Origin of the sequence: Streptomyces sp. HM190, assembly GCF_009857135.1 — a bacterium.
In the GTDB taxonomy this organism is placed as follows: Bacteria; Actinomycetota; Actinomycetes; order Streptomycetales; family Streptomycetaceae; genus Streptomyces; species Streptomyces heilongjiangensis.
The window spans coordinates 5,080,935-5,103,861 of the sequence record NZ_CP047318.1 but is presented as its reverse complement, the minus strand read 5'-3'; the positions used below and the strand labels follow the sequence as shown (position 1 = coordinate 5,103,861).

Sequence of the window (22,927 nt, the reverse complement as noted above, 5' to 3'; positions counted from 1 at the left end):
GACACCGAGCCTATCCGGCGCCGCGGGGCGGGAACCGGTCAAGGGGGCACGGCCGTTTCCCTGAGGGGACGAGTTGAGTCGGGGGTTGACATGGCAGGTGGAGTGCACGGGGCGTCGAGCCCTGATCGGGAGTGGTCGCGCGGGGACCGCGCGAAGGCCGCCGCCAAGCTGATGGTGGGCTGGGTGGCCCTGCTGTGGATCCTCGAGGTGATCGACGTGGCCGGCGGGCACGCGCTGGACGGCTTCGGCATCATGCCGCGGTCGGTGCCCGAACTGGTCGACGTCGTGCCCGCGTCGTTCATCCACTTCGGCTTCGGCCATGTCGCGGCCAACAGCGTGCCGCTGCTGGTGCTCGGGTTCCTCGCGGCGCTGGGCGGGCTGCGGCGTTTCGCCGCGGTCTGCGCGCTGATCATCGTGGCGGACGGTCTGGGCGTGTGGCTGATATCCCCGGACCACACCAACACGGCGGGCGCCTCGGGCGTCGTCTTCGGGCTGTTCGGCTTCCTCGTCGCCAGCGGCTTCGTCGAGCGCCGCCTGCTGGGGGTCGGGGTGGGGGTGCTGGTCGCGGCGATCTGGGGCGGCGCGATCCTCGGCGGGATCGCCCCCACCGCGGCGGGCGTCAGCTGGCAGGGCCACCTGATCGGGTTGGTGACGGGGGTGGTGGCGGCGTTCCTGTTCCGGCGCCGCGAGCCCCGCGCGGCGCTCACCCCGTAGGGCGCGCCTTCGGGTCCACGGGCAGGCGGCCGGTGGCGATCGTGAGCTTGCCGAGAGGAAGGCCGACCGTCAGGTCGGGACCGTAGGGGATGGTGTCGCGGCCCTGGTATCCGTCGGGTCCGGGATTCCACATCGTGACGGCGTGGCCCTTGAGCGGATCCAGGATCACCTAGTGGGTGATGCCTCGGGACGCGTACCAGTGAGGCTTGATCTCGTAGTCGCGGCGGACGCTTTCCGGTGACACCACTTCTGCCACGAACTCGATCAGGTCGGCGGGATACGAAGTGCGGTTCTCCGCCTCCGCTGGGATGACCGCGATGTCCGGGCAGAACTCATTGGCGTCGTCGAAGGGGAACGCCACATCGCTGACCAGGGCCCAGTCCGGCGGAAGCTGCTCCTCCAGATTCGCCGACACCCGCAGGATGGTCTTCCCGTGGAACGGCCTGACCGGGTTCATCACGATGCTGCCCTCGACGATCTCCGTCAGATAGCCGGGGAACATGTCCTCCAGCCTGCTGAGCTGCGAGTGCAGGCGGTCGATGCCCGAGACGGTCACGCCGGCCTCCCTGGGGGTTCTGCACCCGACGGTGGGCCGCACCGTCTTCACACGGTCAGACCCCGAACCAGAAGATCGAGCAGCGCGCACACGAACAGGGCGATGCCGATGAAACCGTTGACGGAGAAGAACGCGCGGTTCAGCCGCGACAGGTCGTGCGGGCGCACGATCGTGTGCTCGTACACGAAGGCGGCTGCCACGATCAGCAGGCCCAGCCACAGGAAGGCTCCCGCGTCCGTCGCCAGCGCGTACCAGACGAACAACCCCGTCGTCAGGGCATGGCAGACGCGTGCCGCCCACACCGCCGCCGGGATGCCGAAGCGGGCCGGGACCGACAGGACGCCGGTCTCACGGTCGGAGTCGACGTCCTGGCAGGCGTAGATGAGGTCGAAACCGCCGATCCAGACGCCGACGGCCAGCCCCAGGATCACCGCGTCCCAGGACCACTCGCCGGTGATGGCGAGCCAGCCGCCGACCGGGCCCATGGCCTGGGCGAGGCCCAGGATGGCCTGGGGGTAGTTCGTGAAGCGTTTGCCGTAGGGGTAGACCACCATAGGGATCACGGCGACGGGGGCGAGCGCCAGGCAGAGGGGGTTCAGCAGCGCCGCCGCGCCGAGGAAGATCACCAGGGCGATCAGGGCGCCGGTCCAGGCGTGCTGGACCGAGACCGCGCCGGTCACCAGTTCGCGGTGGGCCGTGCGCGGGTTCCGCGCGTCGATCTCCCGGTCGATGATCCGGTTGGCGGCCATCGCGAACGTGCGCAGCCCGACCATGCAGACGGTGACCAGCAGCAGCCGCACCCAGTGGACGTTGCCGTCCAGCTGGAACATGGCGGTGAGCGCCGCGATGTACGCGAAGGGCAGCGCGAAGATCGAGTGCTCGATCATCACCAGCCGCAGGAACGCCTTCGTCCGGCCCGGCTGGGGGATCGCCGCGGAGGCGCTGGTCACAGGCCGTACTCCTTCCAGCGCCGGTCGACGAGCGCCGCCGTCGCCGGATCCGACTCGACCATGTCGGGCCAGCCGCCGTCGCGCGTGTAGCCCTCCTCGATCCACTTCCTCGTCGCGTCGATGCCGGCCTTGCCGCCCCAGAACTGCTGGTAGGAGGCGTGGTCGAGGTGGTCGACCGGGCCTTCGACCACCGTGAGGTCGCGGGCGTAGTCCGTGTTGCCGAGGGCCCGCCAGGCGACCTCGTGGAGGTCGTGGACGTCGCAGTCGGAGTCGACGACGACGATCAGCTTCGTCAGGGACATCATGTGGGCGCCCCAGATGGCGTGCATGACCTTCTGCGCGTGCTTCGGGTACTTCTTCTCGATCGAGACGATCGCGCAGTTGTGGAAGCCGCCGGCCTCGGGGAGGTGGTAGTCCACGATGTCCGGGACGATGATCTTGAGGAGGGGCAGGAAGAAGCGTTCCGTCGCGCGGCCCAGCGGGCCGTCCTCCGTCGGTGGGCGGCCGACGACGATCGACTGGAGCAGCGGGCGCTTGCGCATCGTCACGCAGTCGATCGTCAGCGCGGGGAAGGGCTCCTGCGGGGTGTAGAAGCCGGTGTGGTCGCCGAAGGGGCCCTCCGGGAGCGTCCTGCCGGGCTCCAGCCACCCCTCGATGACGACCTCGGCGTTCGCCGGCACCTGCAGCGGCACCGTCTTGCAGTCGACCATCTCGATCCGCTTGCCCGCGACGAACCCGGCGAACATGTACTCGTCGATGTCGCCGGGCAGCGGCGCGGTGGAGGCGTACGTCACGGCGGGCGGGCAGCCGAAGGCGATGGCGACCGGCAGCCGCTCACCGCGCCTGGCGGCCACCTGGTAGTGGTTGCGGCTGTCCTTGTGGATCTGCCAGTGCATGCCGATGGTGCGCTTGTCGTGGCGCTGGAGGCGGTACAGGCCGAGGTTGCGGACGCCGGTCTCGGGGTGCTTGGTGTGGGTGAGCCCGAGGTTGAAGAAGGAGCCGCCGTCCTTGGGCCACGTGAACAGCGCGGGCAGCTGCTCCAGGTCCACGTCGTCGCCCTGGAGCACGACCTCCTGCACGGGGGCGCTGTCCGCCTTCACCTTCCTCGGCGGCACGTGGGTCATCGCGCCGAGCTTCCCGAACGCCTCACGCACGCCCACGAAGCCCTGCGGCAGCTCCGGCTTGAGCAGGCCGCCGATCTTGTCGCTGATGTCGCCGTACGACTTCAGCCCGAGAGCCTTCAGCAGGCGGCGGTCGGTCCCGAAGACGTTCATCGCGAGCGGCATGCTCGACCCGCGGACGTTCTCGAAGAGGAGGGCGGGACCGCCGGCCTTGTTGACCCGGTCGACGATCTCGCCGACCTCCAGATACGGGTCGACCTCGGCCTTGATCCGCTTGAGATCGCCCTCCCGCTCCAGAGCGCGGAGCAGGGAGCGAAGATCGTCGTAAGCCATGGGATCCAGTATCCCCGAGGGGCTACCCTGACCCCGTCACGGGGCCCGGCGTAAGGTCGTGGCTTTCCGCCGCACAGGGTCGGCGCCGCACGGCCCGCCGGTCACCACCGGGTCCGGCGGACGGGCCCACCACCGCTTTCCAGGGGGCGTTCCATGCTCAGGGTGTTGATGTACCTCGTGCCGTTGGCGCTGACCATCTACGCGTTCATCGACTGCCTCAACACCCCCGAGGACGAGGCGAAGCACCTGCCCAAGATCGCCTGGGTGTTCATCATCCTGCTGTTCTGGATCGTCGGGCCGATCGCGTGGCTCGTCGCGGGGAAGCTGCGCCACGTCCCCGCGAACGGGCGCACGCCCTCCGAGTGGCACCGCGGGCAGCGCGCGCAGTACGTCGCCCCCGACGACAACCCCGAGTTCCTGAAGTCGCTCTCCGCGGAGAACAAGAAGGACGAGTCGCTCCTGAAGAGCTGGGAGGCGGACCTGCGGCGCCGCGAGGAGGAACTGAAGCGGCAGGAGAGGGAGAAGCGGGAGAAGGACGGCGAGGAGTAGGCGCGTCAGGTCGGTGTGACCGGGGGCGCGCGCCTGAAGGCCTCGGCCTCACCCTGGACGGTCCGAACCTCGGCCTCGGGCACGCTGAACCTCGACCTCGGGCCCCTGGGCACCCTGCTTCCGCCGTGATCCCCCTCCGCACAGGTGGCCCGCATACGTGGGCCCGCATACGTGGGCCGGCCCGTTCCGGGGCAGAGTGAGCGCATGGCTGAGGAAACGACGGCACGGGCGTGGCTGGCCACCGCGGTGGCGGAGGCGCGGGCCGGTCTCGCCGAGGGCGGCATCCCGATCGGCGCCGCGCTCTACGGCGCGGACGGCACCGTCCTCGGGCGGGGGCACAACCGCCGGGTCCAGGACGACGACCCGTCGATGCACGCGGAGACGGCCGCGTTCCGCGCGGCGGGCCGGCAGCGGACGTACCGCGGGACGACGATGGTGACGACGCTGTCGCCGTGCTGGTACTGCTCGGGGCTGGTACGGCAGTTCGGTATCGCGCGGGTGGTGATCGGCGAGGCCGAGACCTTCCACGGCGGTCACGACTGGCTCGCGGAGCACGGCGTGGAGATCGTCCTGCTCGACGACCCGGAGTGCGTGGCACTGATGCGCGACTTCATCGAGAGGAACCCGGCTCTGTGGAACGAGGACATCGGTGAGTAGCCCCGGCGAGCCCCACGGTCCCGACACCCCCGACGGGCCCTGCCGCCCCGGCAGCCCGCCCACCCCCAGCACCCCCCGCGCCCCCGGCGGCCCGCGCGTCCCCAGCAACCCGCGCGTCCCCACCATCGACCTGGCCCCCTGGTTCGACGGTGACGCGGAGGACCGGGCCCGTGTCGCGCGTACCGTCGACGCGGCCCTCCGGACCGCCGGGTTCCTCCTGGTGACCGGGCACGGCGTGGACCCGGCGCTGCGGACGCGCGTCCGGGAGGCGGCGCGGGCCTTCTTCACGCTGCCCGCGGAGCGCAAGAGGGCGTACGAGGTGAAGGTCGGCGGGCGGGGGTGGCTGGGCCCGGGGGCCGAGGCGAACGGCTACGCCGAGGGGACCGAGACCCCGCCGGACCTGAAGGAGTCGCTGACGTTCGCGACGCACGAGCCGTTCGAGGACCCGGTGGTCAACGCGGAGTGGTACCGGCCGAACGTCTGGCCGGCGGAGGTGCCGGAGCTGCGGCCGCTCTGCGAGGAGTACCTGGCGCGGATGGCCGGGCTGGAGCAGCAGCTGCTCACCCTGCTCGGCGACGCGCTCGGCCTCGAACGGGACTTCTTCGCCCGGCACATGAGCCATCCGACCTACGGCTTCAACATCAACTGGTATCCGGGCCGGGACGTCCTCGGCGACCCCGCTCCCGGCCAGTTCCGGATCGGCCCGCACACCGACTTCGGCACGGTCACGATCCTCGACCGGCAGGCCGGGAAGGGCGGGCTGCAGGTGTACACGGACGCGGGCGGCTGGGAGGACGCGCCCTACGATCCGGCGGCCCTCACCATCAACATCGGCGACCTGATGGCCCGGTGGACCGGTGACCGCTGGCGCTCCGGGCGGCACCGCGTGCTGCCGCCGCCCGCCGACGAGCCGGCCGAGGAGCTGATGTCGCTGGTCTACTTCGGTGAGTGCACGCCGGGCACGGTCGTCGAGTCGCTGCCCGCCCCGGTCGGACGGGTGGCGTACCCGCCGGTCGACTCGCACGTCTACCTGCGGGAGAAGCTCGACGCGATCACCGTGGGCTGACCGGGGCCACCGTCCCGCCCGGCCGCTTCGGCTCACGGGCGGGACGGGGCGTCCGGGATCCGGCGGGCCCGTCGGCGGCAGCTCGGCCGCCCGAGCCGGTGAGCCGGGACGTGGACCCATGGAACCAGCCGGAGATCAGAACAGGATCGGAGCACGATCGGAGGGGGATCAGAGCGGCGGCGGAAGGGGGACGGTGCTGGAGTCGTCCTGAGTCGTCCACCCCCGCCGGGCTCAGCGCACCGCCTTCTCGACGAGGGCGGTGATGACCTGTTCGTCGGCCGCGGTCAGCTCCTTCAGGGCGTAGGCGGTCGGCCACATCGTGCCGTCGTCGAGTGCCGCCTGGTCGCTGAAGCCGAGCGTGGCGTACCGCGTCTTGAACTTCTCCGCGCTCTGGAAGTGGCAGACGACCTTGCCGTCCCTGGCGTACGCGGGCATCCCGTACCAGAGCTTCGGCGTCAGCTCGGGAGCGGCGGCCTTGACGATCCGGTGGATGCGCTCGGCGAGGACCCGGTCCGCGTCCGGCATCTCGGCGATCTTCGCGAGCACGTCCTGCTCCGCCGCCGCCTCCTTCTCCGCGCGGGACGCACCGCGCCGCGCCGCCGCCTTCTTCTGCTCCTGCGCGTGCTCCTTCATCGCGGCCCGCTCCTCGGCGGTGAATCCGCTGTACTTCTCGTCGGTGGTCGTGCCGGAGTTCTCGGAGGAAGGCTTCGTGGACGGCATGGCGGTTTCCTTTCGTGCCAGGTGGGACTCGTGCCAGGTGGGACTCGTGCCAGGTGGGACTCGTGCCAGGTGGGAGAGGGCGGTGCCGGTACGCGGGGTGGGCGGTCAGGACGGCGAGGGGCCGAGCGGGGCGGGCTACGCGGCGGTCTCCCAGGCGAAGCCGTCCGGGTCGGTGAAGGTGTCGGCGGTGCCGCCGAGGACGACGCGGTGCGAGCCGGCGCCGTCGGCGGGGACGCCGAGGTCCTTGGCCAGGCCGCGGCGCTTGTACAGCGCCAGCTTGACGGGGCTGGACGCGCCGGAGGCGAACTCGGCGTACTTGCCGCCGAAGCTCTTGGCCACGGTCAGGCCCCGGTCGACATAGAACTGCCGGGTGGCCTTCACGTCCTCGACGCCGAGCAGGAGGACGACCTCGTCGATCTCGCGGGTGGCCGGGCCGGTGTCCTTCCTCGCCGAGGTGGCGATCTTCCAGATGGTCCCGTCGGGGGCCTGGACGACGCCGCCGTAGCCCCACAGCGACTTCGCGGCGGGCTTCAGCAGCGTGGCGCCCGCGTCCACGGCGGCGGCGACGAAGCCGTCGACGGTGGCCGGCCCGGACACCGTGAGCGCCAGGGTGAAGCCGCGGAACCCGGTGGAGGGCGCCTCGGACGCCCGCAGGCGGATGTACGCGTCCACGCCGAAGGCGGAGTAGAAGCGGCGGGCGGCGTCGACGTCGGCGACCTCAAGGGTGACGGACGCGAGGGACGTGCGGGCTGCGGTGGAAGCGGTGGTTGCCATGACCACCACGCTAGGGGCGGGGCGGTGCTCGTGGCTTCTCGAATCCTGACCGGTCCGGAACCAGGGCTCCGCGTCCGGTCAGGTGTTTGACACCAGGCGCCGGCCCGGCCATCTTGTATCTACTACTTGATACAAGATGATCCGGGGGGATCTCCACATGCTCGACAGCGTGCCGCTGCCGTACCGGCTGCTCGAACACGCCGACCACGTCGCCCGCTGGTCCGGGCTGGCCGTCGGCATCGTCGTGGCGCAGGCGGTCTCCACGCTGGGGGACGGCGACGTGGAGTTCGAGCAGCGTGTGGTGTTCTGCCTCACGGCCTTCGGCCTGTGCGCGGTGGCCGGTGTCCTGCTCGCCGACGCGCTGACCCTGCGCCCGCAGGAGGCTGTACGGACCGCGAGCCTCGCGCCCCGCCTGGTCAGAGACCATGTGCCGCCGCGCATGGGCCCTCTGATCGCCCTCCAGGGGGTCTCCCTCGTGGCACTGCTGGTGATCACCGCGGCCACGGCCGCCCTCGACTCCGGCGACGTCCTGAGCTGGGGGAACACCGTGCACATCACCTGCAACGGGATGCGCGCGAACCTCGGCCCGTGGCCCGGTCTCTCCTACGGCCTGCCGATGTTCGGCGCGCTCGCCGTAGCCACCCCCACCTGTGCCTGGGCGCTGCGCCGCATCGCCCACGGACCGGGCGAGGACCAGCAGCGCCGCGACCGCGCGTGGGCGGTCACCGGGGCCTGGGGCCTGCTGGTGTCGAGCCAGCAGCTGTACGCCGTGCTGATGGTCTCCGTCGCGCTGACGGAGACCGGCTGCGCCGGTGTGGTGGGCGTGCTCACCTTCTGGGTGTTCTACCCGCTGGCCCTGCTGAACCTGATCACCGTGGTCTGGTCCCTGGTCACCGTCGTGGCCCCGAGGGCGGTCGAGGACGAGAAGTCCCTCGACGACCCGGCGGCCATCGGCGCCACGGCGCCCCTCGACGACGAGCGCGCCGAGGGGACGCTCCACCGATGAACGATCCCGCCGTCCGCGTCGACACCACCAGCCAGGTACCGCCGTACGAGCAGATCCGCGCACAGCTGGCCGCGCTGATCCGCACCGGCCGGCTGGCCGAGGGCGAACGGCTGCCGACGGTACGCCAGCTCGCCGCCGACCTCGGCCTCGCGCCGGGCACGGTCGCCCGCGCCTACCGCGAGCTGGAGGCCGGTGCGCTGATCCGCACCCGCCGGGGCGCGGGCACCCGGGTCGCCCCTCTCCCCAGCGGGCCGCGCACCCACGACGCCGACCGGCTCACCACCCTCGCCCGCGACTTCACGTCGGCGGCGCGGGCGCTGGGCGCCGACACGGAGGACATCCTGACCGCCGTCCGCGACGCCCTGACGTGACGGCTTGGCGTGACGGCGTGACGGCGGGATGGCCCGGCCTGACGGCACGATGGCGCTACGGCGCGTCAGGGCGTCCCCTCGCGGGGCACGTCCTCCTGCTCCTCGAACACCGCGTAGTCGCCGAAGGTGCGGCGGTAGCGCCGGTGCCCCGTCTCCTGCGTGCGCCCGCGCAGCCACTCCTCCACGTCCTCCGGGCCGCTCCGCACACCCGACCCCGCGCCGCACTCCGTCTCGTCCCCCGACACGCACCGCGCCCCGCACTCGGGTTCCGCCGCCGGGTCCTGCGCGAGGACGTACGGCACGCACCGGAAGACCCGGCGGGGACGGGGGCGGCTCCGCCGTGGTCGCGCCGCTGGTGGTGGCGGAGCAGGACGGCGTACGCCCGTTATAGCCGTACCCGTGATGTGCTCAGGGCAGACATCCTGTCAGCTGACGAGTCCGCCGCCCTGATCAGCGACGCGATGGAGGGGTACGAGCAGCATGGACAGCTACGACCTGAGCGCGGCGATCTGGATCAAGAGCAGCTGCAGCGGCAACGACGGCGGCGACTGCCTGGAAGTGGCGACGTGGATCAAGAGCAGCCACAGCGGCGACAACGGCGGCGACTGCATCGAGATCGCCCCCGGTATCCCCGGCGTCGTCCCCGTCCGGGACAGCAAGAACCCTGACGGGCCCGTACTGATCATCAACCGGTCCGCCTGGGCGCACTTCGTGGACGTCGTCCCGACACTCCGGTAACACGAACGAACACTCTCCGCCCTACATCGAAACAACCGCCCCTTTCGCCACGGCTGTTGATACCCACAGCTGCTATGACGCACGCGAAGGATGAGCCGTTCGTGGTGCTGGCGGATGCCCGGGGTCCGGGCAAGAGCACGGCGCTGCGGGAGCTGCGGGACGCGTACGAGGGCCGTAGCCCCGTCGCGTTGATGGACGGCGAGGAGACACGGTTCGAGCGGCCGCCGCCGGGCCGCCCGGCCGAGTCGTGGTCGCCCGTCTACGAGGCGCTGTCGACGATCGCGGAGCAGCTCGCCGCGCCGGTGGCCGGGACGGGGCGCGTCGCGTTCCCCCGGCTGGCGTGCGGTCTGCTCGCCGTCGCGGCCGGTGGATGGAGTGACCGGGAGGCGGGCCGGCTGCGGGAGGAGGCCGAGCGGGCGCTGCTGCTGAGCGGCACGGGCGGTCCGCCGGGGAGACCGGCGGGCCGGTGGACGGGCAAGGTGGTCGCGCGGCTCGTGTCGTCCGTGTCGACGTCGGCGTCGGGGACGGGGACGGGGCCGGTGGTGGAGGCGATCGTCGAGGCGGCGCTGGAGGCGTTCACGGAGGGGATGTCGCCGTCGTACCGGCGGCTGCGCAGGGGCGCGGTCTGGTACCGGGACTACCCGTGCGCGGCCGGCAGCCCGAAGCTGGGGCTGGTCCTGCTGGCCCGGCACTTCCGGGCGGGCGGGGACGCGCGCGCCCACGCCGAGCGGCATCTCGTACGGGCGTTGCTCGCGGACCTGGGGGACGCGGGGGCCGGGGGCGGGCGGCCGGTGATCCTCATAGACAACGTGCAGGAGGCGGCGGGGCTGCGGGTGATGGAGTCGGTGCTGCGGGACCGGGCGGCCGGGATAGCCGACCGGGCCGTGTTCTACGCGGGGTTGCGGGGGCGGGACCACCCGGCGCTGCGGCACGCGACACGGACGAGCGACTGGGTGCCGGGGCGGGCGCCGTCGTCGCGGGCGCTGCTGGTGTCACTGCCGTAGCGGCACCACGGGGCGCGGGTTCCGCTCGTGCGGGTACGCGACGGTTCCCGCGCCCCCGTTCTCCATACCGAAGGCCGGTTCCCTGGACCCGCGCACAGGTGACCGGCCTTCTGACCGCGCGGTCGCGGCGTGAACGTCAACCGCTCGGAAAGGTCTGGCCGAGTCCCAGGGGGTGGCCGCACAGAGCGGCGATGCTCTGGGTGGAGTTGGAGAGTTCGTTCGTGTCCGTCTCGTCGGCGTCCGAGATGTCGTCGAGCCGCTCCGCGTCCGCCGAAAGGTCCTCGGGCCCCTCGTACCGCTCGGCGACGTCGGAGAGTTCCCCGGCGGCCCAGAACACCGGATCGCCGATCACTCCGCTGATTCCCGTGAGCCGCTCGCCCAGGGCGTCGTACTTGTCGCACACCTCCTTGCGGGACGTCGGTCCCGTCGCGCAGGAGGTGGCGGTCAGCGCGAGCAGCCCGGCCGCAGCGACGCACAGGGCCGTGCGCCGGACGCGTGCTGTCGGGTAGTACCTCATGCGGTCGTCCTCACTCGTCGTTCCCTTTCGTCCTCGTCCCAGGTCCTCGTTCTCGGTCGTCGTCCGGTCCGGCCCCGGCTCGCTCACCGCCCGCCGCGCCACCAAGGTGAGCGCGGCGGCGCGGTCATGTGGGTGTCCCGGCCGCTGATCACCGATCCGTCGAGGCGGAGGTCGCCCGCCGCGCGCAGGGACACCCCGTGCGGCGACTCGGCGTCGTCGTTCCGCGCCGCGGCCGCCTCCGCCACCCGGCGGGCGCACGCGTTGTCCCCGGCCACGTGGAGCCACGCTCGGGCCCGGGTCTCCTTCACCCGGACGGGCACGGCATGGAACGTCGTCGGGTCCACGCCCGGCAGACCGGCGCGCACGGAGGAGTCGCGGACGACGTCCGACACCAGCAGCGCGGTGTCGGAACGGGCCTCGTCGAGCGCCTGCCGCAGCACCTCGCCCTCGCAGAGCCGGAAGACGTGGTTGACGGCGTTGCCCGCGAAGCCGTGGCCGTCGGTGTGCACGGACCCGGCGTGCACGGCCATCCGCAGCCGCAGCAGCGGATCGGTGCGCCGGCGCTCCCCCAGCCCACGCTCCAGCCTGGGCATGACCTCGGTGAAGAGGGCATGGGTGAACACGGCGTGACGCATCACCACGAGGACGGCGTCGCCGCGGTCCTCGTGCGCGCACAGACGCCACAGTTCCTCGGAGAACGCCGCGCGCAGTTCGTCGTACAGATCCTGGCGGCTGCGCAGCTGCTCGCGGTCGCTGAGGGTGCTGAAACCCTTGATGTCGGCGAGGAGGAGCTGGGAGTGCTCGGGGTGGGCGGACATGGTGCCTCGGTCTCTCGTGCGGGTGCGGGTGACGGGGTGCGGGTGCCGGGACGGCGGACGTCTCGGCGGATCAGGAGGCGGGAAGCTTGAACGGGCCGCACTTCGCCTCCTGGTTCTGCGCGTCCACCAGGGAGAGGAAGACCCCGGCACCGCAGAGCTTGAACAGCCCGTAGTCGCTGGAGGCGAGCTGCCAGCGGCCTCCGGTCCACACGAGGCTGACGTAACCCTGGTCCCTGTCCTCCCAGCGGAGCTGTATGCGCGCTCCCCCGTCGGTCTTCTCCGGCTCGCCGAGTCCGACGTCGTCCACCTGTTCGCGGTAGGACGAGGACTTGGCGCCCAGGGCGGCGGACATCGTCGTGGCGCAGGCCCCGTCACCGGGCTGCGCGAGCCGGCACCATGCCTCGGTGTCCGCGACGCGCTCGGCGACACGAATCTGCTCCAGGGTGTCGCGGGCACCACCGAGACCTCGCTGGTTGACGACCGAGAGGTCGACCTCGGGGTCATCGGGCGTGAGCACCGCGGTGCCGACGCCGATCGTGCCGACGAGCACCGCGCACACCCCGACGGACAGCAAGGGGTTCGCCACGGCCCACTTCCTGACCTTGATGGCGACACTGTTGTCGATGTGGGTGTCGCGACCGCTCATGATCCCGCTGTTCACGATGTCGCCGCCCGCGTGAAGGCTGTTGCCGTGCGGCTCCTGACTCCGGCGTTCGTCGTCGCCCGGAGGGTCCTGCTGTCCTGACATTTGTCACACCTGTCTACTCATGTGCTCAACGTCCACATCAGAGCAGCAGGAAGCGGGTCGGATTGCGGCAACTACCGCATAAGAGCTGACAAGTTCGGGGGGACTGGGCAGACTTCGGCCGTGGAACACGAGACGTTCTGGAGCACCCTCGACGCTCGCGAACGCGAGGCGTTGCAGACGGCGGGCCGGGTGCCGAAGGAGCCGTACTTACCGGGTGACCAGCTCTTACGGCAGGACGAGGAGGCGGACAGGGCCGCGCTGATCATCACGGGTCGCTGCCGGGTCCTCTGGCAGGGCGAGGCCGGCCGTACGACGTATCTGGCCACCCGCCGGGACGGCGACCTCATCGGCGAGATGGCCCTGCTGGACGGCGGCCGACGGAACGCGACCGTGCGGGCGCTGACGAAGACGTACGTCCGCTGGTACTCACGTGAGGTGTTCGAGGGCCTGCTCACCCGCCACCGCGACATCATGCGGAAGCTCCTCAGGTCGGCCAACACCCGCCTGAAGGAGTCGGATCACCAGCAGATCGCCCTCACCTCGGCCCCGCCCCAGGTCCGGTTGGCCCGGCTGCTGCTGCGTCTCGCGGAGGCGGAGGGGACGACCGAGGAGCAGGGTACGGAGATCCGGGACGTGTCGCGGCAGGACCTCGGCGACTGGACCGGCATGGGCCGGGACGCGGCGGGCCGGGCGATCACCCGGCTCCGGGACCTGGGCCTGATCTGCCCCTCACGGGCGAGGCGCCGCATCGTGATCACCGATCTGGACGGCCTGCGGCGCCACGCGTTCGCTCCGCCGGACGACTGAGGCCGACCGGGCCGGGGCCCGGTCGGCCGTGGCGGTTCTCCCCGTCGCGCCCGGCGCGGGTCAGACGCCCGCGTAGGAGTGCTTGCCGCTGACGAAGATGTTGACGCCGTAGTAGTTGAACAGCCAGCAGGCGAAGGCGACGAGCGCGATGTACGCGGCCTTGCGGCCCTTCCAGCCGGCGGTGGCGCGGGCGTGCAGGTAGCAGGCGTAGGCGACCCAGGTGATGAACGACCAGGTCTCCTTGGGGTCCCAGCCCCAGTAGCGGCCCCACGCGTCGCCCGCCCAGATGGCGCCCGCGATGATCGTGAACGTCCACAGCGGGAAGACGGCGGCGTTGACGCGGTAAGAGAACTTGTCGAGGGACGCCGAGGCGGGCAGCCGCTCCATGACGGAGGTCGCGAACCGGCCCGGACGGCCGCCGCTCGCCACCTTGCTCTCGTACGAGTCCTTGAACAGGTACAGGATCGTGCCGACCGCGCCCACGTAGAACACGGCGCCGCAGAAGATCGCGGTGGAGACGTGGATGTACAGCCAGTACGAGTGGAGGGCGGGCACCAACTGGTCGCTGGCGGTGTACAGGACGGTGACGGCGAGACCGAGGTCGAGGAGGACCGTGGTGATCAGCGGCAGGCCCAGCCAGCGCACGTTCTTCTTCAGCGCGAGCAGCACGAGGTACACCCCGACGGCCACGGTGGAGAAGGTGATGTTGAACTCGTACATGTTGCCCCACGGCGCCCGCTGCACCGACAGGGCCCGCGCGAGCACACCGGCGGCCTCGACGGCCCACGCCAGCACCGTGAGGGACACGGCGATACGGCCGTACAGGTCGCCCTGCTCGTCGCCGCCGTGGGCGCCCGGCCCGTCCGGCACGTCCCGCGCGCCCGCGGCGGCCCGCACGACCACCTTGGGCCGCTCCAGCACGGAGGTGCCCCCGGCCGACTTCACGGTCACGGCGGGCGCGGCCGGCTTCTTCGCCGCGCCGTCCTGGGCGGTGAGCGCGGCGGCCGTCCGGCCCACCTTGCTGCGGCTGCCGAACAGCCATTCGGCGATGTACGCGAAGAAGGCCAGCGTGTACACGGCCATCGCGGAGTAGATCAGCGTGTTGCTGATGTTCGCGAGATTCTCGTTGGTCGCGGCGGCGAGAGTCACTTCTCAGCCCCTTCGGCAGTGACGACTGGGGGTTCGGAGTCGGAGTCGGAGTCGGGGTCCGTTTCCGGGTCCCGGTCCGGATCGGGGTCGTGGTCGGTGGCGGTGGGGGCCTCGTCGTGGATCACCCCGGCCAGGGCGCCCAACTCCTCCGGCACCTTCGCGGACTCGCTGCGGCCGAGGCCCGCCATCTCGACCACGGTCACCCCGTCGGGCCCGGCGACCGCGCGGACCCACACCCGGCGGCGCTGGATGAAGAGGGACCCGGCGAGACCGAGGATCGCGGCGATGGCGCCCGCGAGGGCCCAGCCGCTGCCGGGCTGCTGGGTCACCTGGAAGCCGGCCCACTCCTTGACCCCGTTGAACGTGATGGTGCCCGCCCCGTTCGGCAGGGTCATGGACTCGCCGATCTCCAGGTTCTCCCGCACCTGCGCGCCCTTGTCGTCGCGGAACGCCTTCAGCTTCGACTTGTCGAGCTGGTACACGCTCTGCGGGAGGCCCGCGTTGACCCTCAGGTCACCGTGGTACGGCGTCAGGTTCAGCCGCGGGTTCAGCAGCGCGGGGAACTGCGAGACGACCGCCGAGTCCTTGCCGCCGTACGTCGGGAGGAAGAACGCCTGGATACCGAGCTGGTCCCACTTGCCCTTGCCGTCGCGGTAGCCGTCCATCACCTTGATCGCGCCGGTGGAGGTGACGTTGGCGTCCAGCGGCAGCAGCGGCACCGCGTCCTCGTAGACGACCTTGCCCCGGCCGTCCTTGATGGTGATGACGGGCGCGTAGCCGTGGCTGACGAGGTAGACCTTGGAGTCGTCGATCTCCAGCGGCTTGTTGACCTCGATCCGCGTGGTCTTCTCCGCGCCGTCCGCGCCGACGGCGTAGTCGACGGTCGCCTCGAACACCCGCGGGGTGCCCCGGTTCGGCCCGGTGGCCTCGTAGGTGGCGCGGAAGTTCTTGAGGTCGAAGCTGAACGGGTTGAGGTCGTCGGCGGTGAAGAGGTTGCCGGACTTGAAGTCGTCGTACTGCGTGAGCGTGTTGGCGAAGCCGTCGCCCTCGACGATCAGCTTGTTGCCCTCGGACTTGTAGAGCTGGCCCCAGGCGAAGGCGACGAGCATCACGATCAGCGCCAGGTGGAAGGCCAGGTTGCCGGCCTCCCGGAGGTAGCCCTTCTCGGCGGCGACCGCGTCCCCGGCCACGTGCGCCCGGAACCGGCGCCGCTTCAGGGCCTTCAGCGCGACCTCGCGGACCTGTTCCGGGGTGGCCTCCGTGCGCCAGGTCGCGTACGCGGGCATGCGCGTCAGCCGCTTCGGCGCGCCCGGCGGGCGACCGCGGAGCTGGCCGACGAACTGCCAGGTGCGGGGCACGATGCAGCCGATGAGCGAGATGAACAGCAGGATGTAGATCGCGGAGAACCACACCGAGCTGTACACGTGGAACAGCCCGAGCTTCTCGTAGAGCGGCCCCAGGGTGTCGTGCCGGTCCATGAAGTCGGCGACGCGGGTCTCGTCCTGTCCGCTCTGCGGGATCAGCGAGCCGGGGATCGCCGCGAGCGACAGCAGGAACAGCAGCAGCAGCGCGACCCGCATGGAGGTCAGCTGCCGCCAGAACCAGCGGGCCCAGCCGATCACCCCCAGCTGGGGCACGTTGAGGGTGTCCTCCTGCGGGGCGGTGGACAGCCGCGAGCCGACGACGTCGAGGTCGCTGTCGTCGCGCTTGCCGGAGTCGGTCGTCGTCATTGGCTCAGATCCCAGGGGTGAAGCCGGTGGACCAGACCTGCATCTCCTGAACGATGCGGTCCCAGGCGCCGGTCAGCATGAGCACTCCGATGGTGATCATCATGCCGCCGCCGATGCGCAGCACCCACGCGTAGTGCCGCTTGACCCAGGCGAACGCGCCGAGGGCCTTGCGGAAGGCCACCGCGGCGAGCACGAAGGGCAGGCCCAGCCCCAGACAGTACGCCACCATCAGCAGCGCGCCGCGCACGGCGCTGCCCTCCTGCATCGCGAGGACGTTCACGGCGGCGAGGGTCGGGCCGATGCAGGGCACCCAACCTATGCCGAACAGCGCACCGAGGACGGGGGCGCCCACGAGGCCGGTGGCCGGCTTGGTGTGGAAGCGGAACTCGCGCTGGGTGAGCCAGGGCATCAGCCCCATGAAGAAGAGACCCATGAAGATCATGAGTCCGCCGAGCACCTTGGTCAGCACCTGCTGGTGCTCCAGCAGCGTCGTGCCGAAGTACCCGAACAGGGCACCGCTGGAGACGAACACCGCGGTGAACCCGAGCACGAACAGCCCGGCCCCGGCCGCCATCCGCCCCTTGCGGGCGTCCGCGAGGTCGGTGCCGCCGACGCCGGTGACGTACGACAGATAGCCGGGGACCAGGGGCAGGACACAGGGCGAGAAGAAGGAGACGAGACCGCCGAGCAGGGCGACCGGCAGCGCGAGCAGCAGGGCCCCGCTGGAGACGGTCTCGGTGAGGCCGGCGGCGCTGGTGGTGACGGCGGTGTTCAGCACGGTCGCGGTCGTCGTTCCCGGCACGTCACTTCTCCGCCAGGACAGGCTTGATCATCTTGCGCAGCAACTCCTCGGTGAGGGGCGTCTGCGCCCGCGCCGCGAGCTTGCCCTCCCGGTCGACGACGATCGTCGAGGGGATCAGCTGCGGGTTGAGCGTGCCCTTCTCGAACCGGAGCAGCAGCTTGCCCGTGGGGTCGTACAGGCTCGGGTAGGTGACCTTGAACTCTTCCTCGAAGGCCTGCGCGGGGCGGGTGCTGGTGTCGCGGGTGTTGATGCCGACGAACTGCACGCCCTGACCGGCGAGGTCCTTGGAGACCTCGACGAAGTTGGGCGCCTCGGCGCGGCACGGCGGGCACCAGGAGCCCCAGACGTTCAGGACGACGATCTTGCCCTTGTAGGCCGCGGCCACATCGAGTTCGCCCCCGTCGATGGTCCGGCCGGCGAGCTTGGGCGCGGTGTCCCGCTGCCCCTTCTTCACCGTCGCGATGCCGTCGGAGCCGGCCACGAAGCCGGTGCCGCCGCCACCACCCTCGATGCCCCCGCCCGAACAGGCGGACAGCACCAGCGCCAGGGCCGTGGCCCCGGCGGAGAGCAAAGCGGCACGACTGCGGCTCGTACGGACACTCATGTGAAAAGTTTCGCATGCCCGTTTCGTCGACCTGCGGCGGGGTCGAGCAGGCCGCCCGGCCGCGTGTCCACCGAGGTCAGGCGGTCGAACCGGCCTTCAGGAAGTCCTTCCAGCCCCCGGCCGGCTCCTGCCCGACCCCGAGGGTCCGGAGCTTGGCGAGGACCTCCGGCCGCTGCGCGTCCATCCAGTCGACGAACTGCCGGAAGGAGACGATCCGGATCTCGCCGTCCGCGGCCTTCTCCTTGGCCCGCGCGATGTGCTTGAGGGCGCCCTCGACGGCATCCATGTAGACCCCGCCGTTCCACTCCTCGAAGTGGTTCCCTATGAACAGCGGCGCCCGGTTCGTCTCGAACGCCCGCTGGAATCCGGCCACGTAGGCGCCGGTGGCCTGGGTGCGGTAGGCGGGGTGGTTGGCGGGCGGGGCCTGGGTGGAGTTCTGGGACTGGTTGTACATGATGTTGTAGTCCATCGACAGGACCTCGAAGCTGCGGCCCGGGAACGGCACGGACTGCAGCGGCAGGTCCCAGACTCCCTGCTTCTTCCGCGGCCAGACCTGGAGGCCGCCGGGCGAGGAGGAGTCGTAGCGCCAGCCCAGCTCACGCGCGGCGGGCAGCAGGTTCTGCTGGCCGAGCAGACACGGGGTGCGCCCGCCGACCAGTTCCTTCTCGTAGTCGAAGGGCAGCGGGTCCAGGTCGGTCCAGCCGCTGTTCGTCTTCCACTCCGTCACGAACGACTTGGCCTGCTCTATCTCGCTGCGCCACTGCTTGGGCGTCCACCGGGCGACCGAGCCGAAGCCGTCGCCGCAGAAGTGGCCGTTGAAGTGGGTGCCTATCTCGTGGCCGTCGAGCCACGCCGTCCGCAGGTGCCCCAGCGTCGACTTGATGTGCGCGTCGGTGAGGTAGCCGATGTCGGAGGCGCCCGGGGCGTTGTTCGGCGGGAGGTACCTGCGCTTCTTCGACTCGGGTAGGAGGTAGATCCCGGAGAGGAAGAACGTCATGTGGGCGCCGTGGTCCCGGCCCGCCTTGAGGAACCGCTCGAAGAGGCCGTTCCCGACGTCGCCGGCGCCGTCCCAGGAGAACACCACGAACTGCGGCGGGGCCTCGCCCGGCTCCAACGCGCGCGGCTTCTCCGGCTGGTTCGGCTGCCTGCCGGTACGGGCGGTGGAACCGTCCCCGATCGGCGTCACCTTCTTCTCGGGCTTCCCCTTGCCCTTGCCGCCGCCCCCGGACCCCCCGGAACCGCCGGCCCCGTGGGGCCCGCCCCCGAGCCCCGTGCCGCAGCCGGTCAGCCCCAGCCCGGCGGCGGCACCCGCCCCGAGCCCCAGCACTCCCCTGCGCGAGATGTGGCGCATGACGTCCCCCCCATGTTCCGGTCACGCCCCTCTCGGCGTGAAGCACACCGTTTGAGAGGTCAGGGGAATCGCCGGGGTTCCGGCGATCTGGCACATATTGCAGAGCCTTTGACCGAAAACGGTTGTATGCGCCCTTCGTACGCCGCACACCGAAGCGCACGCCGGGGGCACGGACGTAGGCAGCGCCCCCGAACAACAGAGCACGCCTCATAGGACAGACGTACGGACCGAAGGGTTCCTGTCGATCAAGACCAAGGAGCACGAAGGAGGACGCGAGGGGGTGGGTTCCGTCACCGCCACGGGCACCGCACGCTCGTCAGGGGCGCGCAGGACGACGGGGTCCGCGACCGCCTCAGGGCAACCGCACGCTTCTCAGGGGCGCACACAGGGCGATGGGTCCGTCCCCGCCACGGGCAACCGCACGCTTCTCAGGGGCGCGGGGAACTGCGCGACCAGCCGCGACGGCCCCGCAGTCACCCACGAACCTCAGTCACCCACCCACCCCGGCCCCCCGCCCCCAGCGGAGCGCTCACGCTCCGAAGGCCTTGTCCTTCCCCTTCACCGGCTTGGCCCCCGCCAGCAGATGCGGCGGCACCAGATCCCGCGCCGGCTCGCTGTACCCCACCGACACGATCTTGTCCCCCTGGTACGTGAACGTCGTCAGGGACGCGAGCGTGCACTGCCGCCGCCGCGGATCGTGCCACAGCCGCCGCCGCTCGACGTACGACCGGACGATCCAGATCGGCAGCTGGTGCGAGACGAGCACGGCCTCGTGACCGCGCGCCGCGTCCTTCGCCGCGTCCAGCGCCCCCATCATCCGGACGACCTGGTCGACGTACGGCTCACCCCACGACGGCCTGAACGGGTTCACCAGGTGCTTCCAGTTCTCCGGCCGCTTCAGCGCCCCGTCGCCGACCCCGAAGGTCTTGCCCTGGAAGACGTTGTCCGCCTCGATGAGCCGTGCGTCGGTCGCGAGGTCGAGGCCGTGCGCCTTCGCGATCGGCGTGGCCGTCTCCTGGGCCCGCTCCAGCGGCGACGCCCCGACGTGGGTGACGTCACGGGTGGCGAGGTGCTCGGCGACCCGTTCGGCCATCCGGCGCCCGAGGTCGGAGAGGTGGTACCCGGCGAGCCGCCCGTAGAGGATCCCGTCCGGGTTGGCGACCTCGCCGTGCCGCATCAGGTGGACGACGGTGATGTCACTCATGCTGCCGTGGCCTCCGCTGCCGCTCGCGCCGCCGCCGGGAGGGCGTCGGCGATTCTCTGGACCGCCTGCTCGTCGTGTGCGGTGGACACGAACCACGACTCGAACGACGACGGCGGCAGATAGACGCCCTGCGACAGCATCGAGTGGAAGAAGGCGTTGAACCGGAAGGACTCCTGTGTCCTGGCGTCCTCGTAGTTCCGTACCGGGCTGTCCGTGAAGAACACGGAGAACATGTTGGAGGCGTTCTGCAGCGTGTGCGCGACCCCCTCCTTGGTGAGCGCCTCCGTGACGAGCCCTTGGATCTGGAGGGACACCGCGTCCACGACGTCGTACGCCGCGTCGTCGAGCAGCCGCAGCTGCGCGAGCCCGGCGGCCGTGGCGACGGGGTTCCCGGAGAGCGTGCCCGCCTGGTAGACGGGCCCGGCGGGCGCGAGGTACGCCATCACGTCGGCCCGGCCACCGAAGGCCGCCGCGGGGAAACCGCCGCCCATGACCTTGCCGAAGGTCATCAGGTCGGGGACGACGCCGTCGATCCCGAACCAGCCGGCCCTGCTGGTGCGGAAGCCGGTCATGACCTCGTCGGAGACGTACAGGGCCCCGTTCTCGGCACAGACGTCCTTGAGTCCCTGGTTGAAGCCGGGCAGCGGCGGCACGACGCCCATGTTCCCCGGGGACGCCTCGGTGATCACGCACGCGATCTCGCCGGGGTGGGCGGCGAAGGCGGCGCGCACGGCGTCGAGGTCGTTGTAGGGGAGGACGATGGTGTCGCCGGCCTGGGCGCCGGTGACGCCGGGGGTGTCCGGCAGCGCGAACGTGGCGAGACCCGACCCGGCGGCGGCGAGCAGCGAGTCGACGTGGCCGTGGTAGCAGCCGGCGAACTTGACCACCTTGGTCCGGCCGGTGAAGCCGCGGGCGAGCCGGATCGCGGACATGGTGGCCTCGGTCCCGCTGGAGACCAGCCGCACCTGCTCCAGCGGCCCGACGCGGTCGACCATCTCCTCGGCGAGCGCGACCTCGCCCTCGCCGGGGGTACCGAAGGACGTGCCGCGCGAGACGGCCTCCTGAACGGCGGCGACGACCTCGGGACGGGAGTGACCGAGGATCATCGGTCCCCACGAGCACACGAGATCGACGTACTCGCGGCCGTCGGCGTCGGTCAGGTAGGGACCGGTACCGGACACCATGAACCGGGGCGTACCGCCCACGGCGCGGAAGGCGCGCACGGGAGAGTTCACGCCGCCGGGCGTGACGGCCGCCGCGCGCTCGAAAAGAGTCTGCGAAACTGGGGCTTCGTACGGATAGCTCACACAGGCCATGGTGTCAGAGGCTCCGAAGATCCCGCCGACTGGTGTTTGCGCGCACGTTTCGGCGGGCGGTCGCGGGGGAGGTCACTGACACGATGATCGGGTTGCGCGGCGGGGATCACGTGGCCCAGAAATGCGTTCGGGTGGAGATATGCATCGCGGTGGCGGACTGGGCGACGGGACCGGTGACCTCGGTCCTCGTCGTGCCCGGCGGGGAAGGCACCGGCGCGACGCGGAGGAGACTGCGGAGACCTCACGACAGGAACGAAGCGGGTCCGGCACGTCCGGATCGGCGACCGCGTCCGGCCCGTCCGGCACCGCGTCGGGCGGGAGCAGCGCGGGCGGACCGGCCGGACCGGCCGGATCAGGCGGCCCGAGCGCCGGCGGTGGACCGAGCGGACTGGGCGCGCTGAGCAGGCTGAGCGGACTGCGCCCCGGCGGAGCGGGCGGAACGGGCCGCCCCGCTGGATCGAACGGATCGGCTGGGCCGGGTGGATCGAGCGGTTCGACCGGGTCGAGCACGCCGGCCGGTGGGGCAGGTGCGGCCGGCCCGCTCGGCTCGACGGACACGCCTGGCACGACCGCCGGCCCGACCGGCGGGACCGGTCCGGTCGGCGCGGGTACGCCGTCGTCCGGCCGCGGCGGTGTGACCGGCCCCGGCACACAGGACGGCCCGAGCGACCCGAGTGGCCCCGGCGGCCACGGGGGTGGGCGCGGCCTGAGGGCTCGGGGCGGAGCCACGGGCGCCGAATCCGCGGACAACGGAACCGCGGGCCCCATAGGCCCCACAGGCGCCGCAGGTACCACGGGCCCCACAGGCCCCACCGGCCCCCTGCGCGGTCTGGGTCCCCTCGGTTCCCTCGGGGCGCTCGGCTCCCGGTTGCTCGGCGGGCAGGGGGCGCAGGGATCACCGGGCGCGCAGCCCGCGTCCGGCGCCCCGTCGGCGTCGGGCGGCGCGCAGCCGCCGTCGGGCCCCCCGTCGCAGCCCCCGCTCGACGGCATCCCGCACTCACCCCGGTCCTCCCAGTCCCCCGGCTCCTCCCAGTCCCCCGGCTTCCCTTACTCGTCCCGGTCCCCCCAGTCGCCTGCCGCGCCGTCGTCGCCCACGGGGTCGCCGGGGTCACAGCCCCCGTATCCTCCACGGGGCCCGCGGGGCGTGTACGGTCCGCAGGGTGCGCACGGCACGTACGGGACCCAGGACAGCGACGCGAACCCGGCCGACGGGTCCCTCGGCGTGCCCGGGCGGGACGGAGCGGACGACCCGCAGCAGGAGAGTTCACGCTTCCCGCGCCGCCGCCGCGCCGCACACAACGGTTCCGACCACTTCGAGGGTG

Annotated in this window: 24 protein-coding genes and 1 pseudogene; 9 read left to right on the top strand and 16 right to left on the bottom strand. The window is 71.5% G+C overall.

Annotation, left to right across the window (positions count from 1 at the left end):
- The first annotated feature begins 90 nt into the window (after positions 1 to 90).
- Complete coding sequence (locus GSY65_RS21775) at positions 91 to 714, top strand: rhomboid family intramembrane serine protease (RefSeq protein WP_159771417.1); 624 nt, start codon at positions 91 to 93, stop codon at positions 712 to 714.
- Here GSY65_RS21775 and GSY65_RS21770 read toward each other — a convergent pair.
- The 3 genes and pseudogenes from GSY65_RS21770 to GSY65_RS21760 all read right to left on the bottom strand — a co-directional run bounded on the left by GSY65_RS21770 (position 704) and on the right by GSY65_RS21760 (position 3,674).
- Positions 704 to 1,270 (bottom strand): annotated as a pseudogene (locus GSY65_RS21770) (Uma2 family endonuclease). The gene GSY65_RS21775 and the pseudogene GSY65_RS21770 sit on opposite strands and share 11 nt — an antisense overlap.
- Before the next feature lie 47 nt (positions 1,271 to 1,317).
- Entirely contained in the window at positions 1,318 to 2,220 is a 903-nt protein-coding gene (gene mqnP, locus GSY65_RS21765) for a menaquinone biosynthesis prenyltransferase MqnP (protein ID WP_159771415.1), read from the bottom strand.
- Positions 2,217 to 3,674: a menaquinone biosynthesis decarboxylase gene (locus tag GSY65_RS21760; RefSeq protein ID WP_159771413.1), complete on the bottom strand. Its 1,458-nt coding sequence runs from the start codon at positions 3,672 to 3,674 to the stop codon at positions 2,217 to 2,219. Before GSY65_RS21760 ends, mqnP begins: the two co-directional genes overlap by 4 nt.
- 153 nt (positions 3,675 to 3,827) lie before the next feature.
- Between GSY65_RS21760 and GSY65_RS21755 the strand changes: the two genes are divergently transcribed.
- The 3 genes from GSY65_RS21755 to GSY65_RS21745 all read left to right on the top strand — a co-directional run bounded on the left by GSY65_RS21755 (position 3,828) and on the right by GSY65_RS21745 (position 5,946).
- Complete coding sequence (locus GSY65_RS21755; RefSeq protein ID WP_159771411.1) at positions 3,828 to 4,223, top strand: PLD nuclease N-terminal domain-containing protein; 396 nt, start codon at positions 3,828 to 3,830, stop codon at positions 4,221 to 4,223.
- 204 nt (positions 4,224 to 4,427) lie between these two features.
- Positions 4,428 to 4,880: a nucleoside deaminase gene (locus tag GSY65_RS21750; RefSeq protein ID WP_159771409.1), complete on the top strand. Its 453-nt coding sequence runs from the start codon at positions 4,428 to 4,430 to the stop codon at positions 4,878 to 4,880.
- 124 nt (positions 4,881 to 5,004) lie between these two features.
- Positions 5,005 to 5,946 (top strand): isopenicillin N synthase family dioxygenase, encoded by a 942-nt coding sequence (locus GSY65_RS21745; RefSeq protein ID WP_159776244.1) that lies wholly within the window; start codon positions 5,005 to 5,007, stop codon positions 5,944 to 5,946.
- Between the two features lie 231 nt (positions 5,947 to 6,177).
- Here the strand turns inward: GSY65_RS21745 and GSY65_RS21740 are convergent, their stop codons facing one another.
- Both GSY65_RS21740 and GSY65_RS21735 read right to left on the bottom strand, forming a co-directional pair.
- The gene (locus GSY65_RS21740) at positions 6,178 to 6,666 is read right to left on the bottom strand and encodes an iron chaperone (RefSeq protein ID WP_159771407.1); all 489 of its coding nucleotides are present in this window, start codon (positions 6,664 to 6,666) and stop codon (positions 6,178 to 6,180) included.
- Positions 6,667 to 6,801: 135 nt separating this feature from the next.
- Positions 6,802 to 7,440, bottom strand: coding sequence for a glyoxalase (locus GSY65_RS21735; protein ID WP_159771405.1), 639 nt, complete (start codon positions 7,438 to 7,440; stop codon positions 6,802 to 6,804).
- 157 nt (positions 7,441 to 7,597) lie between these two features.
- On the opposite strand from GSY65_RS21735, the gene GSY65_RS21730 reads away from it, so the two are divergent.
- Together GSY65_RS21730 and GSY65_RS21725 are read left to right on the top strand one after the other, a co-directional pair.
- Complete coding sequence (locus GSY65_RS21730) at positions 7,598 to 8,446, top strand: hypothetical protein (RefSeq protein WP_236579958.1); 849 nt, start codon at positions 7,598 to 7,600, stop codon at positions 8,444 to 8,446.
- The gene (locus GSY65_RS21725) at positions 8,443 to 8,817 is read left to right on the top strand and encodes a GntR family transcriptional regulator (protein WP_159771403.1); all 375 of its coding nucleotides are present in this window, start codon (positions 8,443 to 8,445) and stop codon (positions 8,815 to 8,817) included. The genes GSY65_RS21730 and GSY65_RS21725 overlap by 4 nt, the downstream gene beginning before the upstream one ends.
- A gap of 65 nt (positions 8,818 to 8,882) precedes the next feature.
- Here the strand turns inward: GSY65_RS21725 and GSY65_RS21720 are convergent, their stop codons facing one another.
- The gene (locus GSY65_RS21720) at positions 8,883 to 9,119 is read right to left on the bottom strand and encodes a DUF7848 domain-containing protein (protein WP_159771401.1); all 237 of its coding nucleotides are present in this window, start codon (positions 9,117 to 9,119) and stop codon (positions 8,883 to 8,885) included.
- 178 nt (positions 9,120 to 9,297) lie between these two features.
- Between GSY65_RS21720 and GSY65_RS21715 the strand changes: the two genes are divergently transcribed.
- A complete protein-coding gene (locus GSY65_RS21715) occupies positions 9,298 to 9,555 on the top strand; it encodes a DUF397 domain-containing protein (protein WP_159771398.1) in 258 nt (85 codons plus the stop codon).
- 74 nt (positions 9,556 to 9,629) lie between these two features.
- Positions 9,630 to 10,559, top strand: coding sequence for a hypothetical protein (locus tag GSY65_RS34335; protein ID WP_159771395.1), 930 nt, complete (start codon positions 9,630 to 9,632; stop codon positions 10,557 to 10,559).
- A 136-nt stretch (positions 10,560 to 10,695) separates the two neighbouring features.
- On the opposite strand, the gene GSY65_RS21705 is transcribed toward GSY65_RS34335, so the two are convergent.
- From GSY65_RS21705 to GSY65_RS21695, 3 genes are all read right to left on the bottom strand, one after another.
- The gene (locus GSY65_RS21705; protein ID WP_159771392.1) at positions 10,696 to 11,076 is read right to left on the bottom strand and encodes a molybdenum ABC transporter substrate-binding protein; all 381 of its coding nucleotides are present in this window, start codon (positions 11,074 to 11,076) and stop codon (positions 10,696 to 10,698) included.
- A gap of 83 nt (positions 11,077 to 11,159) precedes the next feature.
- The gene (locus GSY65_RS21700) at positions 11,160 to 11,894 is read right to left on the bottom strand and encodes an adenylate/guanylate cyclase (protein WP_159771389.1); all 735 of its coding nucleotides are present in this window, start codon (positions 11,892 to 11,894) and stop codon (positions 11,160 to 11,162) included.
- 70 nt (positions 11,895 to 11,964) lie between these two features.
- On the bottom strand, positions 11,965 to 12,642 hold the full coding sequence (locus tag GSY65_RS21695) for a hypothetical protein (RefSeq protein WP_159771387.1): 678 nt from the start codon (positions 12,640 to 12,642) through the stop codon (positions 11,965 to 11,967).
- A 120-nt stretch (positions 12,643 to 12,762) separates the two neighbouring features.
- Between GSY65_RS21695 and GSY65_RS21690 the strand changes: the two genes are divergently transcribed.
- Positions 12,763 to 13,449 carry a Crp/Fnr family transcriptional regulator gene (locus GSY65_RS21690; protein WP_159771385.1) on the top strand — a complete coding sequence of 229 codons (687 nt, stop codon included), beginning with the start codon at positions 12,763 to 12,765 and terminating at the stop codon, positions 13,447 to 13,449.
- 60 nt (positions 13,450 to 13,509) lie between these two features.
- Here the strand turns inward: GSY65_RS21690 and ccsB are convergent, their stop codons facing one another.
- The 7 genes from ccsB to hemL all read right to left on the bottom strand — a co-directional run bounded on the left by ccsB (position 13,510) and on the right by hemL (position 21,605).
- Positions 13,510 to 14,598 carry a c-type cytochrome biogenesis protein CcsB gene (ccsB, locus tag GSY65_RS21685; RefSeq protein ID WP_159771382.1) on the bottom strand — a complete coding sequence of 363 codons (1,089 nt, stop codon included), beginning with the start codon at positions 14,596 to 14,598 and terminating at the stop codon, positions 13,510 to 13,512.
- Positions 14,595 to 16,328: a cytochrome c biogenesis protein ResB gene (resB, locus tag GSY65_RS21680; RefSeq protein WP_159771379.1), complete on the bottom strand. Its 1,734-nt coding sequence runs from the start codon at positions 16,326 to 16,328 to the stop codon at positions 14,595 to 14,597. The genes ccsB and resB overlap by 4 nt, the downstream gene beginning before the upstream one ends.
- 4 nt (positions 16,329 to 16,332) lie before the next feature.
- The gene (locus GSY65_RS21675; protein WP_201452622.1) at positions 16,333 to 17,130 is read right to left on the bottom strand and encodes a cytochrome c biogenesis CcdA family protein; all 798 of its coding nucleotides are present in this window, start codon (positions 17,128 to 17,130) and stop codon (positions 16,333 to 16,335) included.
- 1 nt (position 17,131) lies between these two features.
- Complete coding sequence (locus GSY65_RS21670; RefSeq protein ID WP_201452621.1) at positions 17,132 to 17,734, bottom strand: TlpA family protein disulfide reductase; 603 nt, start codon at positions 17,732 to 17,734, stop codon at positions 17,132 to 17,134.
- A 76-nt stretch (positions 17,735 to 17,810) separates the two neighbouring features.
- Positions 17,811 to 19,085, bottom strand: coding sequence for a hypothetical protein (locus GSY65_RS21665; protein ID WP_201452620.1), 1,275 nt, complete (start codon positions 19,083 to 19,085; stop codon positions 17,811 to 17,813).
- A 529-nt stretch (positions 19,086 to 19,614) separates the two neighbouring features.
- The gene (locus GSY65_RS21660; RefSeq protein WP_159771376.1) at positions 19,615 to 20,289 is read right to left on the bottom strand and encodes a histidine phosphatase family protein; all 675 of its coding nucleotides are present in this window, start codon (positions 20,287 to 20,289) and stop codon (positions 19,615 to 19,617) included.
- Positions 20,286 to 21,605 (bottom strand): glutamate-1-semialdehyde 2,1-aminomutase, encoded by a 1,320-nt coding sequence (gene hemL, locus GSY65_RS21655; protein WP_159771373.1) that lies wholly within the window; start codon positions 21,603 to 21,605, stop codon positions 20,286 to 20,288. Before hemL ends, GSY65_RS21660 begins: the two co-directional genes overlap by 4 nt.
- Positions 21,606 to 22,927: the final 1,322 nt, after the last annotated feature.

What these genes read in the sequence shown, in the direction of transcription:
- GSY65_RS21760 (WP_159771413.1), bottom strand. Translation starts at nt 3,674, where the DNA reads ATGGCTTACGACGATCTTCGCTCCCTGCTCCGCGCTCTGGAGCGGGAG.
- GSY65_RS21755 (WP_159771411.1), top strand. Translation starts at nt 3,828, where the DNA reads ATGCTCAGGGTGTTGATGTACCTCGTGCCGTTGGCGCTGACCATCTAC.
- resB (WP_159771379.1), bottom strand. Translation starts at nt 16,328, where the DNA reads ATGACGACGACCGACTCCGGCAAGCGCGACGACAGCGACCTCGACGTC.
- GSY65_RS21735 (WP_159771405.1), bottom strand. Translation starts at nt 7,440, where the DNA reads ATGGCAACCACCGCTTCCACCGCAGCCCGCACGTCCCTCGCGTCCGTC.
- hemL (WP_159771373.1), bottom strand. Translation starts at nt 21,605, where the DNA reads ATGGCCTGTGTGAGCTATCCGTACGAAGCCCCAGTTTCGCAGACTCTT.
- GSY65_RS21725 (WP_159771403.1), top strand. Translation starts at nt 8,443, where the DNA reads ATGAACGATCCCGCCGTCCGCGTCGACACCACCAGCCAGGTACCGCCG.
- GSY65_RS21715 (WP_159771398.1), top strand. Translation starts at nt 9,298, where the DNA reads ATGGACAGCTACGACCTGAGCGCGGCGATCTGGATCAAGAGCAGCTGC.
- GSY65_RS21740 (WP_159771407.1), bottom strand. Translation starts at nt 6,666, where the DNA reads ATGCCGTCCACGAAGCCTTCCTCCGAGAACTCCGGCACGACCACCGAC.
- GSY65_RS21700 (WP_159771389.1), bottom strand. Translation starts at nt 11,894, where the DNA reads ATGTCCGCCCACCCCGAGCACTCCCAGCTCCTCCTCGCCGACATCAAG.
- GSY65_RS21665 (WP_201452620.1), bottom strand. Translation starts at nt 19,085, where the DNA reads ATGCGCCACATCTCGCGCAGGGGAGTGCTGGGGCTCGGGGCGGGTGCC.
- GSY65_RS34335 (WP_159771395.1), top strand. Translation starts at nt 9,630, where the DNA reads ATGACGCACGCGAAGGATGAGCCGTTCGTGGTGCTGGCGGATGCCCGG.
- GSY65_RS21705 (WP_159771392.1), bottom strand. Translation starts at nt 11,076, where the DNA reads ATGAGGTACTACCCGACAGCACGCGTCCGGCGCACGGCCCTGTGCGTC.
- GSY65_RS21730 (WP_236579958.1), top strand. Translation starts at nt 7,598, where the DNA reads ATGCTCGACAGCGTGCCGCTGCCGTACCGGCTGCTCGAACACGCCGAC.
- GSY65_RS21775 (WP_159771417.1), top strand. Translation starts at nt 91, where the DNA reads ATGGCAGGTGGAGTGCACGGGGCGTCGAGCCCTGATCGGGAGTGGTCG.
- GSY65_RS21660 (WP_159771376.1), bottom strand. Translation starts at nt 20,289, where the DNA reads ATGAGTGACATCACCGTCGTCCACCTGATGCGGCACGGCGAGGTCGCC.
- GSY65_RS21670 (WP_201452621.1), bottom strand. Translation starts at nt 17,734, where the DNA reads ATGAGTGTCCGTACGAGCCGCAGTCGTGCCGCTTTGCTCTCCGCCGGG.
- GSY65_RS21695 (WP_159771387.1), bottom strand. Translation starts at nt 12,642, where the DNA reads ATGTCAGGACAGCAGGACCCTCCGGGCGACGACGAACGCCGGAGTCAG.
- GSY65_RS21750 (WP_159771409.1), top strand. Translation starts at nt 4,428, where the DNA reads ATGGCTGAGGAAACGACGGCACGGGCGTGGCTGGCCACCGCGGTGGCG.